Source organism: Collinsella sp. AM44-11 (assembly GCF_003467145.1).
GTDB lineage: Bacteria > Actinomycetota > Coriobacteriia > Coriobacteriales > Coriobacteriaceae > Collinsella.
Window position 1 is genome coordinate 152050 of the sequence record NZ_QSFE01000003.1, and the last position, 14712, is coordinate 166761.

At 60.1% G+C, this 14712-nt stretch carries 12 protein-coding genes and 1 riboswitch; of the genes, 6 read left to right on the top strand and 6 right to left on the bottom strand.

Annotated elements, in window-relative coordinates:
- Positions 1-52 precede the first annotated feature (52 nt).
- Together DW943_RS03235 and rpiB are read left to right on the top strand one after the other, a co-directional pair.
- Positions 53-670, top strand: a complete 618-nt coding sequence (locus DW943_RS03235) for a TetR/AcrR family transcriptional regulator (protein ID WP_117862170.1) — start codon at positions 53-55, stop codon at positions 668-670.
- A gap of 275 nt (positions 671-945) precedes the next feature.
- Positions 946-1413: a ribose 5-phosphate isomerase B gene (gene rpiB, locus DW943_RS03240; protein WP_117862171.1), complete on the top strand. Its 468-nt coding sequence runs from the start codon at positions 946-948 to the stop codon at positions 1411-1413.
- 177 nt (positions 1414-1590) lie between these two features.
- On the opposite strand, the gene ndk is transcribed toward rpiB, so the two are convergent.
- The 4 genes from ndk to DW943_RS03255 form a co-directional block, all read right to left on the bottom strand.
- Positions 1591-1995 (bottom strand): nucleoside-diphosphate kinase, encoded by a 405-nt coding sequence (gene ndk, locus DW943_RS03245; RefSeq protein ID WP_117862172.1) that lies wholly within the window; start codon positions 1993-1995, stop codon positions 1591-1593.
- A 384-nt stretch (positions 1996-2379) separates the two neighbouring features.
- Positions 2380-3810: an argininosuccinate lyase gene (argH, locus tag DW943_RS03250; RefSeq protein ID WP_117862173.1), complete on the bottom strand. Its 1431-nt coding sequence runs from the start codon at positions 3808-3810 to the stop codon at positions 2380-2382.
- 118 nt (positions 3811-3928) lie between these two features.
- Entirely contained in the window at positions 3929-4099 is a 171-nt protein-coding gene (locus DW943_RS10450) for a hypothetical protein (RefSeq protein WP_156058436.1), read from the bottom strand.
- A gap of 233 nt (positions 4100-4332) precedes the next feature.
- Positions 4333-5559 carry an argininosuccinate synthase gene (locus tag DW943_RS03255; protein ID WP_117862174.1) on the bottom strand — a complete coding sequence of 409 codons (1227 nt, stop codon included), beginning with the start codon at positions 5557-5559 and terminating at the stop codon, positions 4333-4335.
- 554 nt (positions 5560-6113) lie between these two features.
- Between DW943_RS03255 and DW943_RS03260 the strand changes: the two genes are divergently transcribed.
- Positions 6114-6941, top strand: coding sequence for a Cof-type HAD-IIB family hydrolase (locus tag DW943_RS03260; protein WP_117862175.1), 828 nt, complete (start codon positions 6114-6116; stop codon positions 6939-6941).
- A gap of 343 nt (positions 6942-7284) precedes the next feature.
- On the opposite strand, the gene polA is transcribed toward DW943_RS03260, so the two are convergent.
- Positions 7285-10029: a DNA polymerase I gene (gene polA, locus DW943_RS03265; protein ID WP_117862176.1), complete on the bottom strand. Its 2745-nt coding sequence runs from the start codon at positions 10027-10029 to the stop codon at positions 7285-7287.
- Between the two features lie 166 nt (positions 10030-10195).
- Between polA and DW943_RS03270 the strand changes: the two genes are divergently transcribed.
- Both DW943_RS03270 and DW943_RS03275 read left to right on the top strand, forming a co-directional pair.
- Positions 10196-11593 (top strand): aminopeptidase, encoded by a 1398-nt coding sequence (locus tag DW943_RS03270; protein ID WP_117862177.1) that lies wholly within the window; start codon positions 10196-10198, stop codon positions 11591-11593.
- Positions 11594-11696: 103 nt separating this feature from the next.
- Complete coding sequence (locus DW943_RS03275; protein WP_117862178.1) at positions 11697-12506, top strand: YaaA family protein; 810 nt, start codon at positions 11697-11699, stop codon at positions 12504-12506.
- A 40-nt stretch (positions 12507-12546) separates the two neighbouring features.
- Here the strand turns inward: DW943_RS03275 and DW943_RS03280 are convergent, their stop codons facing one another.
- A complete protein-coding gene (locus tag DW943_RS03280) occupies positions 12547-13062 on the bottom strand; it encodes a hypothetical protein (protein WP_117862179.1) in 516 nt (171 codons plus the stop codon).
- Between the two features lie 63 nt (positions 13063-13125).
- Positions 13126-13241, top strand: a riboswitch (TPP riboswitch).
- Between DW943_RS03280 and thiC the strand changes: the two genes are divergently transcribed.
- Positions 13234-14568, top strand: a complete 1335-nt coding sequence (thiC, locus tag DW943_RS03285; protein WP_117862180.1) for a phosphomethylpyrimidine synthase ThiC — start codon at positions 13234-13236, stop codon at positions 14566-14568. It overlaps the preceding riboswitch by 8 nt.
- The last annotated feature ends 144 nt before the right edge of the window (positions 14569-14712 follow it).

Below are 14712 nucleotides of genomic sequence, written 5' to 3' on the forward strand. Positions count from 1 at the left end.
AAGACGATAGATTCAATGGGCACTGTCGGGAAAGTGTCGATCAGGAAACCTCATGGTGAAGACGAAGCCGAACAAGAACGACATCAGATACCTCGCAACGCAGGAGCGCATAGAGGAGGCCTTCTGGGGCCTTTTGGCGGACAGGGGCTTTCAGAAGGTCACGGTACGCGCCCTCTCCGAGCGTTCGGGCATAAACCGTGGCACCTTTTACCTGCACGCCGAGGACAAATACGACCTGCTTTCGCAGGTGGAAGACCGCATGCACCAGGGGATGATGGGCGGCGCGGCAATCGCGCCTGACGGCTCTTACGAGGACCGGGTGCCCTCCATGGTTGCCCCCATGATTGCGGGCTCGAGGTTCGTCTACGAGAACCGCGAGCGGGTGCTGCTGCTGATGGACGACACGTGCGATCCGCTCTTTTTCTCCAAGTACGCCTCCAAAGTGAAGGCAGCCATGCTCGGAGACATTGGCAATCTTTTGCCGGAGCAGCGCTACGCACTGGCTCTCATGGAGGGAGTTGTCGGTAGCCTTTTTGGCGAGTGGGTACGCGGAGGGATGAAAGAGACGCCCGAGGAGTACGTGAGCATCGTGCTTAACCTCGCCGCGAAACTCGACCTTCCCGCCATTTCGTACGTGCTTCCGCAGGGGCAGCCAGCGAAGAGGTCCTGACCGGCCTCGCACATGGGGATTAGTTAAGAGTGAAGCGCGATGCGGGGTAGAGCGCAAGGGCTCCCCGGAAAGCGAAGAGACGGGATAGGAGGATTTGGAAGAAGAGGAGAGACTGCAAGACGGTGCGCCGAAGGTGGACGTTGCGGAGTGTTCGCTTCCGCTAAAGCGTTTGACCAAAAAACGCCCGAGCGTTTAGGCAAAAGACGCGCTATCATGCAGTCGAACGCGGTAAAACCTTTAGCAATTCCGCCGCACGGACCAGAGAGGAACCACTCATGAAGATCGGTATCGGCAACGACCACGCCGCCGTCGAGCTCAAGAACATCATTTCCGAGCACCTGAAGGAGCGCGGATGCGAGGTCGTGAACTTTGGCACCGACACCACCGAGAGCTTTGATTACCCCATCGCCGGCTACAAGGTGGGCAAGGCAGTTGCCAACGGCGACGTCGACCTGGGTATCCTGATCTGCGGCACCGGCGTCGGCATCAGCCTGGCCGCCAACAAGGTCGAGGGCGTTCGTGCCGTCGTGTGCTCCGAGCCCTTTAGCGCCAAGCTCTCGCGCATGCACAACAACACCAACGCGCTCGCCTTTGGCGCCCGCGTCGTGGGATCCGAGCTCGCCAAGATGATCGTCGACGAGTGGCTCGACGCCGAGTTTGAGGGCGGCCGCCACGAGCGCCGCGTCAATCTCCTCAACGAAATCGACCAGACCCGCGGCCTCAAGGTCGTCGACGAGGCTTAAAGACCTACAACGCCATACGCTAACGAAGGCCCCCGCCCGGAACACACATCCGGACGGGGGCTCTTTCGTAGATTTTTGGGACATGCCTTAAAACCTACTGGAATAAAAAGGGCGCCGCGGATGGAGTTCCGCGACGCCCAAGCCACACGCTAACAGCTTTAAGGAGTCAAAGCTGGTTTAGCCAAAGAAGCGCTTGATCTCGATCTCGGCGTTCTCCAGGCAGTCGGAGCCGTGGATCACGTTGGCGTTGACATCGACAGCGAAGTCGCCGCGGATGGTGCCGGGGGCAGCATCAAGCGGGTTGGTAGCGCCCATAAGGGTGCGCATCTTGGAGACAGCGGAAAGACCGGAAACGACCATCTTGACGACCGGACCGCTCGTCATAAAGTCGCAGAGACCGCCAAAGAAAGGCTTGTCGGCCAGATGAGCGTAGTGCTCCTCGACGGTAGCGCGCTCGAGCGTAGTCATCTCCATGCGCTCGATGACAAGGCCGCTGCGCTCAATGCGAGTAACGATCTCGCCGATCTTGCGATCGCGCACGGCGTCGGGCTTAATCATGATGAAAGTCTTCTCGATAGCCATAAGGTAGCCTTTCAAGTAGGTTCGCGCGTGCCCAAGTCCCATTCCGGCACTCGCCTGGACTGCATCGTAACAGAGTTTTAGCTGCAGTTAAACAAAAAGCTGTTTATTGAAGCGCTGCAATTAATTGAAGCGTTCCATATGTGTCACTTCTGTTTCGAAGCCCGACTAGAGTACCATCCGACTGCCCATCAACCGCACCGAACCGAGCGGACGGTCGGTTGCCGCCTGTGAACGTGTCCCCTTCACAACCTGCCCAAAGGTCCTACAGAAGTTCTCGACAAGCCCCTCCCCCATAGCAACAAAATACGGACGCCCGCATCAGCAGACGCCCGTAAAGGCAAAAACGATTTATCAGTAAATGGTTAATAAGCCTCAAGCAAACCCTTACTTTGCCCCGTGGCCCATCTCGACGACCTTGGTCAGCGATCCAAACACGCCCTCGTCGGCCACGAGCTGTGCCTCGGCACGCTGCAGCTGCACGGCAACGGCGGCAGGGGCGGTACCGCCCTCGGTCGTGCGCGCGGCGACAATCGACGGGATATCGAGCGCCTCGGTAATATCGTGCTCAAAGAGCGGGCTTGCCTCCTGGAACACCTCGAACGGCAGGTCCTCAAGGTTGCAGCCGCGCTTCTCGCACATCAGGACTAGATGGCCCACCACGGCGTGCGCCTCGCGGAACGGCAGGCCGCGCTTAGCCAGGTAATCGGCAACGTCGGTAGCCGCAAGGTGCCCGACGCCGCACTCACGCGCCATGGCATCCTCGTTGACGGTCCAGGTCGAAATCATGCCGGCCATAACGGACAGGCACTGCATGAGCGTATGGGCGGTATCGAGCGCGCCCTCCTTGTCCTCCTGCAGGTCCTTGTTATAAGCGAGCGGCAGCCCCTTCATGGTCACCAGTAGCTGTACCAGATTGCCATACACACGGCCGCTCTTGCCGCGGATAAGCTCGGCAAAGTCGGGGTTCTTCTTCTGCGGCATGATGGACGAGCCGGTGGAGTAGGAGTCGGAAAGCGTGATAAAGCCAAATTCGGAGCTCGACCACAGCACGATCTCCTCGGAAAGACGCGACAGATGCATGGCCATAACGGAGCCAGCGTAATGCAGATCGAGCAGGAAATCGCGATCGGAAACAGCGTCGAGCGAGTTGGGGATCACACCCGCAAAGCCAAGTTCGGCAGCCGTCATCTGGCGATCGAGCGGATAGCTCGTGCCGGCAAGCGCGGCAGCACCCAGCGGGCAGCTGTCGGCGGCATCGAAGGCGGCCTTCAGGCGCGTAAAGTCGCGCGCGAACATCCAGGAATACGCCAGCAGATGATGCGACAGCAGAACCGGCTGAGCGTGCTGCATATGCGTGTAGCCCGGCAGAATCACCTTGTCATACTTCTTAGCGGCATCCACCAGCACATGACGAAGCGAAAGATTGGCCTCCATGAGCTCCTTGGCGAGCGCCTTGACGCCCAGGCGCGTATCGGTCGCAACCTGGTCGTTGCGCGAACGTCCGGTATGCAAGCGCTTGCCAGCCTCGCCGATGCGACGCGTCAGCTCGCTCTCGATGGACATATGAATGTCCTCGTCGTTGATATCAAAGGTGAAGTTGCCGGCATCGATATCCTGTTCGATTCCGGTCAGGCCCTCGGCAATCGCCTGCTCGTCCTCGGCGCTGATAATGCCCTGGGCCGCCAGCATCTTGGCATGTGCCTTAGATCCGGCGATATCCTGCTTATAGAGATGTTTGTCAACCGGCAACGACGCGCCAAACTCCTGCGTGACCTCGGCCACGCCTGCCTCAAAACGACCGCCCCAAAGAGCCATGGAACCGTCCCCTTTCATCAAATCCCAAAACAAGCGCCCAAAGCAATTCGCCCTGTCGCTAAAGCGATTTCTCAACCGCTAGTTTTGTATATTCCCCACCATGTGCGAGGCCATATAGCTAATTTGCAAAGAAGTGACGCGCCATGCACTTGGCGCCCAACGTCTCCCTCCGAATGTTGCCCTGCGAACCATCGATCCAGGCCTTTAGGCTCATAGGAACGTCCTCGACCTTTGCAGCATCGAACTCGGGCGCGAGGGCAAGTAAAGCATGCGCGATAGCATTGAACATAATGGATACTCCCCATATATATAGGCGCAGGGCCGTCAAATTGATAGGAGGAGCCCCGCCGGACAACCCCGGCGGGGCTCGGACTCAGCCGCAGACGCGGCATCATATATGCGGGCGGAACGTAGGGGCCACCGATGTTAAGAAGTGTCAGCAAGCATAACGAAAGGTAGGGACCCCATGCGCCCGTTATGTATCACGCGGATGGGCCGCGCGGATACCAAAGGAAGGAGGCGCTAGGCCTGGGCGGCAGCAGAGCTGGGGCCCTGGACCTTAGCCCACGTCTTGAGCGACAGCGTATCGATCTCGATAAAGCCGGCGCTGGCCTTCTCGTCAAACGTAGTGTCGCGGTCGTAGGTAGCCAGACCGTAGTCATACAGGCTAAACGGGCTCTTGCGGCCGACGACATGGCAGTTGCCCTTAAAGAACTTCAGACGGACGGTGCCGGTCACGAACTTCTGGGTGTCGGCCATAAAGGCATCGAGCGCGTTTTTGAGCGGGCTGTACCACTGGCCGTTGTACACGGCGGTGGCCCAATCCTGCTCGAGCTTAATCTTGGTCTTGAGCAGGTCGCCCTCGACGCAGATGTCCTCGAGCGCCTTGTGGGCGGTGATGAGCGTCAGGGCGCCAGGAACCTCGTAGCACTCGCGACTCTTGAGGCCCACCAGACGATCCTCGACCAGGTCGAGACGGCCAAAGCCGTTGTCACCCGAAATCTTGTTGAGGGCGATGACGATCTCGGAGAGTTTCATCTTCTTGCCATCGACGGCGACGGGCTTGCCCGCCTCAAACTCAATCTCGGTGTAGGTCGGGGTGTCCGGCGTGTCCTCGGGGTTCTTGGTCATAACCCAGGCGTCGTCGAGCGGCTCGTTCCAGGGATCCTCCAGGTGACCGCACTCGATGGCGCGACCCCACAGGTTGTCGTCGATGGAATAGGGGTTGTCGTTGGCGCCCTCGGGAACCGGCACGTTGTGGGCGTGAGCATAGGCAACCTCATCGGGACGGCACTTCAGATCCCACTCGCGAACCGGGGCGATAACCTTAAGCTCGGGGTCGAGGGCCTTGACGGCAGCCTCAAAACGAACCTGGTCGTTACCCTTGCCGGTGCAGCCGTGGGCGACGTAGGTCGCGCCAAACTCGTGAGCGACCTCGACAAGCTTCTTGGCGAGCAGCGGGCGAGACAGCGCGGAGAGCAGCGGGTACTTGTTCTCGTACATGGAGTTTGCGGCGATGGCCTTAGTCAGGAACTCATCGGAGAACTCGTCGCGCAGGTCGAGCACCTGGCAATCGAGAACGCCCAGGTTAAGCGCCTTCTGCTTCTTGGCATCCAAGCCGGTCTCCTCCTGGCCCACGTTGCCGCAGACGCAAACGACATCGAGATTCTTCTCGTCCTGGAGCCACTTGACACATACGGATGTATCAAGACCACCGGAATATGCGAGAACGACTTTTTCCTTGCTCATGGCTGTTTCCTTTCGCCCTTGGTAGCTAGTTAGAACATCGGTCAGTTGCAAGTCATTTCGAGGTCAAAAAACCGTGCAATATCAGGTTAAATAGCAAAAAGCAGCACAGCATGCTCTAGAAACATGCGTTTATATCGTGCTAAAACCCAACGACCTCAAAATGACTCTGTTGGGGCATTTCACCCCATACGAACAGAGACGATTGTTATCGTCGTCGGGAAATTGCGCGCTGGCGTCGGATGGCATTATCTGCAGTGGTGATGATCTTTACGAACTGCATCTGCCTCTCCTTTCACCTATCGCCGGGCGCAATTCTAATATCGTAAACGGTACCTTTTCTTCGGTAAGCGGTTGTATTTCCGTCTCCGTTTTCGATGGTCGCTATATTACGCTAAAGTGCCCGCAGCACAAGCGACAAATTCAAATTTCTGAAAAGTTTTTTCATTACTTTGTGAAGCGTGGTGCAAATACGCTCCGTTCCTGCGACAATACGCTCAGTTACTGGTTGATGGTTATAACGTCTGAAACAATTTCGAAACGAAAGGCGCGCTTTTATGCAAACTTACGAATCGGACTCCAATATCGGAAGCATTAAGATTCTCGCCGTCGACATGGACAAGACGCTGCTCACCGACAAGCGCGTGTTGCCGCAGGGTCTTGATGAGCGCCTGGACAAGCTCGCCGACGCAGGCATTGTATTCTGCCCCGCCAGCGGACGCCCCGCCCCCAAACTCGAGGAAATGTTCGAGAGCATTAAGAACCGCCTTGCTTTTTGTCCCGACAACGGAGCCTGCGTCATCTATCGCGGCAGCTATATCTATAAGAGCAACATCGATGTGGCGCTGTATCAGCAGGTGCTCGCCCGTGCCTCGGAGGACCCGCGTTCCGTTCCCGTCTTGTGCTGCTACGACGAGTTCTATGTGCTCGCCCGCGACCATCAGTACCACGACGAGATCAGCGTGTACTACAACACGATCAACTACGTCGATAGCTTTGAGGGCCTTGATATCGAGTCCAACAAGATTTCGATCTTCTTCCCCGCCTACGATGCCGAGCCAGCGTTTCGCGAGGACTACAGCCCCGAGTTCTCGGACAAGCTCTACGTCACCAACGCCGGGCGCGAGTGGATCGACTTCATGAACCTGAGCGTCGACAAGGGGTCGGGCGTCGCGCACCTGTGCGACCACCTGGGCATCGATATCGCCGACGCCGCCGCCGTGGGCGACACCTACAACGATATTCCCATGCTCGAGCGCGTCGGGCATAGCTTTATCGTGGACAATGCCGAGGAGCACATGAACGCGCATGCCAAGTGGCGCATTCCGAGCAACAACGACGGGGGCGTACTGACGCTCATCGACGCCATCCTGGCGGCTCGGTAGCCGTCCCATCGGGCCTGACCGGGCGGCACGGGATAACTTTTCGCTCGGTCAGGTCCTGCGCAAGACGAAAGCCACATTAAGTGGCTTTCTTTGCGTGCGGAATCTACGAAAAGTTAACCCGTGCCGCCCGGCCAGGCCCTAGGTTTACTTTCCTGCCGCCAAGATGGCGTCTTGAGTGTCTAGATACTTAGCTGAAATGATTTGAGCAGAGGGGAGCTCCTTGTTGGGAGGGGCTCCCCTCTGTTTTGGTTACTGTGGGACAAATTAATCAGTAGTGTTTGTCCCAAATCTTAAGTATGTGGGGGCTTGCGTCTTGGGCGAGCTTGCCTTACGGAGTGCTTCCCTATTTCGCGTCGGCCCAGGTTATGCCGGTGCTGGCTTCGGCGATCAACGGTACGCGGAGGTCTACTACGTGTTCCATGACGTCGCGGACCATGGCGGTGAGGCGCTCGACTTCGTCGACGGGGCACTCAAAGTCCAGTTCGTCGTGTACCTGCAGGATCATGTGGGCGGCAAAGCCTTCTTCTTCCAAGCGACGGCTTACGCGGGCCATGGCGATCTTGATGATGTCGGCGGCGGTGCCCTGCATGGGGTGGTTCATGGCCGTACGCTCACCAAAGCCGCGGAGCTGTGGGTTTTTGGCCTTGAGCTCGGGAATATGGCGTCTGCGGCCATACATGGTCTCGGCATAGCCCGTCTGCTTGGCTCGCGCCACCACATTGTCGAGGAACGTGCGCACGCCCGGGTAGGCCTCGTAGTAGCGATCGATCATATCGCGCGCCTCGGCCATCGAGATGTGCAGCGACTGCGACAGTCCATAGGCCTGCTGGCCGTACACGATGCCAAAGTTCACGGCCTTGGCGCGGCTACGCAGGTCGGGTGTCACCTCGGACACCGGCACGCCAAATACGCGCGCGGCCGTCTCGGCATGGAAGTCCTCGCCCTCGTTGAAGGCGCGCACCAGGTGCTCGTCACCCGAAAGATGCGCGAGCAGGCGCAGCTCGATCTGCGAGTAGTCCACCGCCAAAAAGACGCTGCCCTCGCCCGCCGAGAACGCCGTCTTGACGGTACGCCCCAGCTCCGAGCGCGTCGGAATGTTTTGCAGATTGGGGTCGCTCGAAGACAAACGCCCCGTCGCGGTGATGGTCTGGTTGTACGTGGTGTGCACACGCCCGTCACCACGGCGCAGCGGGCCCAGCGTGTCCAGATAGGTCGACTTAATCTTGGACTTCTCACGCCAGTCCAAAATCAGGCGCACGATCTCGTGGTCGCGGGCAAGGTCGCTCAGCACCTTGGCGTTGGTCGAATAGTAGCCGCGCTTGGTCTTTTTGAGGCCCTTGGTCGGAAGTCCCATAACATCAAACAGCACGTGCGAGAGTTGCATGGGGCTGCCGATGTTAAAGGTCTCGTCGCCGGCCAGGTCGCGAATGCTGCGCTCGACATCGGCAATCTGGGTCGCCAGGCCCTCGGACAGACTGTGCAGGCGGTCGGGGTCCACGAGCATGCCCGCGCGCTCCATCTTGGCAAGCACCGGCACGAGCGGCATCTCGATCCCATCGAACACGTTGGCGGCGTTCTCGCGGGCCATGCGGTCACGCAGCGGTGCAACCAGCGCCAGCGTCAAGGCCGCCGTGCGAGCGGCGGGCGCAGGAGCGTCCTCGCCAGCACCCTCTGCGCCGCGCGCCGCAGGCAGCGCCATCTGCAGATACGTATCGGCCAGATACACCTCGTCAAACTCGGAGCGGTCGGAATCCAACAGGTAGGCGGCAACAACGGTATCGAAGATGCGCGTGGAATCGACTGTCAGCGGATCCATGAGCTCGAGCTCAGAAGAATCGATGGGCGAAAGCTCATGCAGAAGCGCCTTCATATCCGGGCTCGCCACACGGCCTTCCATAAACAGACGTGCGAGCACGCCGGCAATCACGCCGTGGGCGAAGTTGAAGCCCTCAACCTCAGCCGCCGCACCGCTGTCGCCCTCCTCGAGCGCAAACAGGCCCTTGGACGTCGCCAACCACAGCGTGCGCGTCAGCCCAAAGAGCGCGCCCTCTTCCTTGTCATCGTCCACCACGGCGGCGACCCACTCGCCGGCATCAATCACGCGGGAGACCTCAGCCGCAACGGCACCAAGCGCGCCAGCATCGCCGGCGGCTGCGCGCAAAACGGCGGGAATCTCAAACGTGCTGGCAGCTGCCCCGCCCTCGCCGCCGATCAGCGCCAAGAAACGGTTCTGCATGGCGGTGATACCAAGCGTGCCCAGCGCCGCGGAAACCTCATCGGCGGAAAACGCCGGGAAGGACGTCGCCTCAAAATCGAGCTCAACGGGTGCATCGGTGTGGATGGTCGCCACCTTACGGCTCAGCAGCGCGTCGTCGATGTGTGCGCGCAGGTTTTCTCCCATCTTGCCCTTGACCTCGTCAGCATGCGCGATGACCTCGTCAAGGCTGCCGTACTGCGCGATGAGCGCACTCGCCTTTTTGGGGCCGATGCCCGGTACGCCGGGAATGTTGTCCGACGTATCGCCCTTCAGACCGTAAAAATCGGGCACGAGCGCCGGCGTGATGCCGTGATACAGGTCGTCCACGCTCTCGGGCGTCATGATCGCCACGTCGGACAGGCCCTTGCGAGTCGAGACCACGTTGACGTGCTCGGTCACGAGCTGATACATGTCGCGGTCGCCGGTCACCAGCAGCATGTCGCAGCCGGCCTCCTCGCCCAGGCGCGCCATGGTTCCCAGGATATCGTCGCCTTCCCAGCCCTCGGACTGCAAAATGGGCACGTTGAGCGCGGCGAGCAGCTCCTTGATCATGGGGAACTGCGCGTGCAGGTCGGGGTCCATGGGCGGGCGCTGCGCCTTGTACTGCGGCAGCATCTCCATACGCACGCGCGGCTTGCCCTTGTCAAACGCCACGACAACGCCGTCGGGATTAAAGGCATCGATCATCTTGAGGAACATGTTCAGAAAACCAAAGATCGCGTTGGTGGGGCGACCGTCCGGCGCGTTCATGGTCGGCGGCACGGCGTGGAAGGCGCGATGCATGAGCGAGTTGCCGTCGATGACGGCAAAGGTACGGCGCTTTTCAGACATATTGAATACCTCGCTTTGGGCTGGGCACGGTTTGCTCACACCAGTTTACACGCTCCCCGCCCCGCGGCCACCGCACATCAGGCTTCCCTGCCGCCGCGGGCCCGCGCGTGATACGATGGCTCACGGTACATCAACCAGCACGATCGATCCGAAAGGAGCCTGCGTCATGGAGCGTCCCTGCGCATGGAAAAAGTACACGCCACAGCAGATCGAGGAGCTCGAGGAGCTTTGCCGCGGCTATAAGCAGTTTTTGAGTGAGAACAAGACCGAGCGCCTGTGCGTCAAGGCCGGTATCAAGATGGCCGAGGAGGCGGGCTACGTCAATCTGGAGACCGTGATCGCCGAGGGCCGCGCGCTCAAGGCCGGCGACAAGGTGTACGCCGCCAACCACGGCAAGGACCTCATGCTCGTCAGCCTGGGCACCGCCCCGCTCGAGCAGGGCTTTAACATCCTGGGCGCCCACGTGGACTCGCCGCGCCTGGACCTCAAGCAGAACCCCGCCTTCGAGGCCGGCGACATGGCTTATCTCGACACGCACTACTATGGCGGCGTCAAGAGCTACCACTGGGTCGCTTCCCCGCTCGCACTCGTGGGCGTCATCTGCAAAAAGGACGGCACCACCGTCGACATCAACATCGGTGACAAGGCCGACGACCCGGTCTTTACCATCTCCGACCTGCTGATCCACCTCTCGAGCGAGCAGATGGCCAAGCCCGCCAAGGACGCCGTCGACGCCGAGATCCTCGACGTGATCGTGGGCGGCCGCCCCGTCAAGTTTGACGAGGACGACAAGGACGCTCCCAAGGAGCCCGTCAAGCAGATGTTCCTGGATATCCTCAAGGAGCAGTACGACGTCGAGGAGGAGGACTTCCTCTCCGCCGAGATCGAGGTCGTGCCCGCCGGCCCCGCCCGTGACATGGGCCTCGACCGCTCCATGATTCTGGGCTATGGCCACGACGACCGTGTCTGCGCCTATCCGTCCATGCTCGCCCAGATCAACGTCGCCAACGTGGAGCGCACGAGCATCACACTCATCGTCGACAAGGAGGAGATCGGTTCCGTGGGTGCCACCGGCATGACGAGCCGCTTCTTCGAGAACACCGTCGCCGAGATCATGACGCTCGCCGGCGAGGATAGCCCGCTGGCCCTGCGCCGCGCGCTCGCCCGCAGCCGCATGCTCTCCTCCGACGTGTCCGCCGGCTTCGACCCGGGCTATGCCGGCAAGTTCGAGACCAAGAACGCAGCTTTCATGGGTCGTGGCCTGTGCTTTAACAAGTACACGGGCAGCCGCGGCAAGGGCGGCTCTAACGACGCCGACGCCGAGTATGTGGCCCTCATCCGCGACATCATGGACGAGGCGGGCGTTGACTTCCAGACCTGCGAGCTCGGCCGCGTCAACGCAGGTGGCGGCGGCACCATCGCCTACATCATGGCCAAGTACGGCATGAACGTCATCGACTCTGGCGTTGCCGTCCTGTCCATGCACGCCCTGTGGGAGGTCGCTAACAAGGCCGATATCTACGAGGCCTATCGCGGCTACAAGGCCTTCCTCGAGCGCGCCTAACCAACCCTTCATCAGTTGCGGTGAAATACGGACTAAACTGGCCCATAAACGACCAAAACAGACCGTATTCCACCGCAACTTCCTTTTTGGCATAGGAGAGTTCATGCTCCAGGTCATCGTTTCACCCGCCAAGCAAATGCGCTCGGCCCAAGATGCTTTTGAAGTCCTGGGCATTCCACCTTTTGCGCACGAGACGGCTCGCATCCACCGCGCGCTGCAAGATATCGAGCGGAATGAAGGCAGCGGCGGTCTGCAGGCGCTATGGAACGTGAGTGACAAACTGCTGGGGCCTTGCCTCAACACCCTGCATGAGTTCGGGCCCATCTTGGGAAACGGCGATCTCGACAATCCCGCACTCGCCCGTCACCTCTCCCCTGCCGTCATGTCCTATCACGGCATTCAATACCAGAGCATGGCGCCCGAGGTGATGGATTCCGCGCAGCTCGCATGGCTGCAAGACCATCTGTGGATCCTCTCGGGCCTCTACGGGTGCGTTCGCCCCTTTCATGCCGTCGAACCGTATCGGCTGGAAATGGGCGCGAAGCTCGCCGTTGACGATGCCCGAGACCTCTACGCGTTTTGGAGCGACAAGCTCGCGCGGGTTATCGCCCCGGCAGGCTCAAACACCACGATCGTCAACCTCGCCAGCGTAGAGTATGCCAAAGCCGTTCTGCCCCATCTCGCGGGCGACGCCACGGCCGTCACATGCCTCTTTGGCGAGGGTATCCGCAACGGGAAGCCCATCCAACGGTCGACCGCCAGCAAAAAGGCGCGCGGCTCCATGGTGCGGTGGATGGCAGAAAACAAGCTCGAGGATGTAAGCGAACTTACCGCGTTCGACGTTGGTTATCGCCACTTTCCCGAGCTTTCAAATAAAAACACTTTGGTCTTCCTGAACGAGCAGGCCTTGTAGGACCACCGCTACTTTTGAATGTGCCGCCTAGGCACGGCGTCTATTCCGCCAAGCCGTCGGCTTTGGCAATTTCATTTGTCGAGCCGTCCTGATAGGTAATCTTGACATGCTCAACCTCGGACACCGCAACACCCGTCGGAGGCTCCAGGCGCCATTCCGTCAGCGCAATGTCCATGGTCGTGGGAACGTCCCCCTGATCTTTGAGCTCGACCGACAGCGTCTTAAGCGACGCATCGAAGGTCACGCGCTCGATCTCTTCACCAGGAATGGAGCCACCGCTCAGCTGCAGCTGCACAAACTCGTCGCGCGAATACCAATAGTCGCCCGGCGCGGCAACGGTATTGCCGCCCGTAACCTTCACTGTCATGATCGGCAGGGCATCGTCGGCCTCGAACTCCCATGCAGCGCCGCCGTGACCGCCAAACGTCCAGATACAAAAGGCAATCACCAGCACGGCAAGCACCGCAAAACCAATCGCGACAAGGCCATGGTGCGCACGGCTTTCCTCGGCCGATACATCCCATTGCGTCTCTCGATATAGATGCTTGTCTTCCATGTTCGCCTCCCCACAGGCACGCTCGTTAGGCCAATCGTACCCATTCGAGCTATACTTGAGCCCATTACATAAACGGGGAGCTTGCAGGACAAGACGGCAGGCTGAGACTGGGCGCGCCCGCCCTGACCCGCAAACCTGATATGGGTAATGCCAACGAAGGGAGCCGTGCCAATGAGCACACAGACCGAGCCCAAGCTCGTCACGCAAATCGACTTCGCCCGCGCCGGGCAGATCACGCCGCAGATGAAGAAAGTCGCCGAGCGCGAGCATCGCGACCCCGAGTACATCCGCGAGCGCGTGGCCGACGGCCGCATCGCCATTCCCGCCAACATCGTGCATATCAAAAAGGGCATGCGCGCCTTTGGTGTCGGCGAGGGCCTGTCCACCAAGGTCAACGTCAACCTGGGCATCTCGGGCGACAAGGCCGATGCCGCCGAGGAATGGAAGAAGGTCAAGATCGCCGAGGACTTTGGCGCCGACGCCATCATGGACCTTTCCAACTCGGGCAAAACGCGCCAGTTCCGCCAGCAGCTCATCGACGAGACGCCGCTCATGGTAGGCACCGTCCCCATGTACGACGCCATCGGCTACATGGAAAAGCCGCTGGTCAAGCTCACCAAGGACGACCTGTTCGAGGTCGTGCGCGCGCACGCCGAGGACGGCGTGGACTTTATGACCATCCACTGCGGCATCAACAAATCGGTCACCAAGACCTTTAAGGAGACCGGCCGCCTCATGAACATCGTCAGCCGCGGCGGCTCGCTGCTATTTGGCTGGATGGAGGTTACCGGCAACGAAAACCCCTTCTACGAGTACTTTGACGAGCTGCTCGAGATCTGCCACGAGTACGACGTGACCATCTCGCTCGGCGACTCCTGCCGCCCGGGCTGTCTCTACGACTCCAATGACGCCACCGAGACCGCCGAGATGATCGAGCTGGGCAAGCTGTGCAAGCGCGCCTGGGCCGCCGGCGTCCAAGTCATGGTCGAGGGCCCGGGTCACATGGCGCTCGACGAGATCGCCGCCAACATGAAACTGCAGAAGCGCCTGTGCCACAACGCCCCGTTCTATGTGCTCGGGCCGCTGGTGACCGATATCGGCGTGGGCTACGACCACATCACCGCTGCCATCGGCGGCGCTATCTCCGCCAGCTCCGGTGCCGACTTCCTGTGCTACGTGACACCGGCCGAGCACCTATGCCTGCCTAACGCCCAGGATGTGCTCGACGGCCTCATGGCCACCAAGATCGCCGCACACGCCGCCGATATCGCCAAAAAGGTGCCGCACGCCCGCGATATGGACGACAAGATGGGTCAGGCACGCCGCAAGCTCGACTGGGATGCCATGTGGGAGTGTGCTCTCGACCCGGTCACCGGTAAGAAGCGCTACGAGGAGTCCCCCGCCGCCACCGAGGGCACCTGCACCATGTGCGGCAAGATGTGCGCCGTCCGCACCGTTAACAAGGTGTTCGAAGGCACGACGATCGACCTCGGCATGGAGGACTAACTCGTCACCGGAGCCACAATCGGTAACATGGTGTTCGTCAATTGTTGACGTGTGAACATTTGCTTACATTTGCGTAAAGATTGCATCGCCCGCCCGGGTTCGACATAGAGTCGGCCCGGGCATCTTTATAATGCTGGCTTAAAG

Coding starts and splice junctions, on each gene's coding strand:
- DW943_RS03255 (WP_117862174.1), bottom strand. CDS start 5,559: ATGAGCAAGGAAAAAGTCGTTCTCGCATATTCCGGTGGTCTTGATACA.
- polA (WP_117862176.1), bottom strand. CDS start 10,029: ATGTCTGAAAAGCGCCGTACCTTTGCCGTCATCGACGGCAACTCGCTC.
- rpiB (WP_117862171.1), top strand. CDS start 946: ATGAAGATCGGTATCGGCAACGACCACGCCGCCGTCGAGCTCAAGAAC.
- DW943_RS03260 (WP_117862175.1), top strand. CDS start 6,114: ATGCAAACTTACGAATCGGACTCCAATATCGGAAGCATTAAGATTCTC.
- DW943_RS03280 (WP_117862179.1), bottom strand. CDS start 13,062: ATGGAAGACAAGCATCTATATCGAGAGACGCAATGGGATGTATCGGCC.
- DW943_RS10450 (WP_156058436.1), bottom strand. CDS start 4,099: ATGTTCAATGCTATCGCGCATGCTTTACTTGCCCTCGCGCCCGAGTTC.
- ndk (WP_117862172.1), bottom strand. CDS start 1,995: ATGGCTATCGAGAAGACTTTCATCATGATTAAGCCCGACGCCGTGCGC.
- DW943_RS03275 (WP_117862178.1), top strand. CDS start 11,697: ATGCTCCAGGTCATCGTTTCACCCGCCAAGCAAATGCGCTCGGCCCAA.
- thiC (WP_117862180.1), top strand. CDS start 13,234: ATGAGCACACAGACCGAGCCCAAGCTCGTCACGCAAATCGACTTCGCC.
- DW943_RS03235 (WP_117862170.1), top strand. CDS start 53: ATGGTGAAGACGAAGCCGAACAAGAACGACATCAGATACCTCGCAACG.
- DW943_RS03270 (WP_117862177.1), top strand. CDS start 10,196: ATGGAGCGTCCCTGCGCATGGAAAAAGTACACGCCACAGCAGATCGAG.
- argH (WP_117862173.1), bottom strand. CDS start 3,810: ATGGCTCTTTGGGGCGGTCGTTTTGAGGCAGGCGTGGCCGAGGTCACG.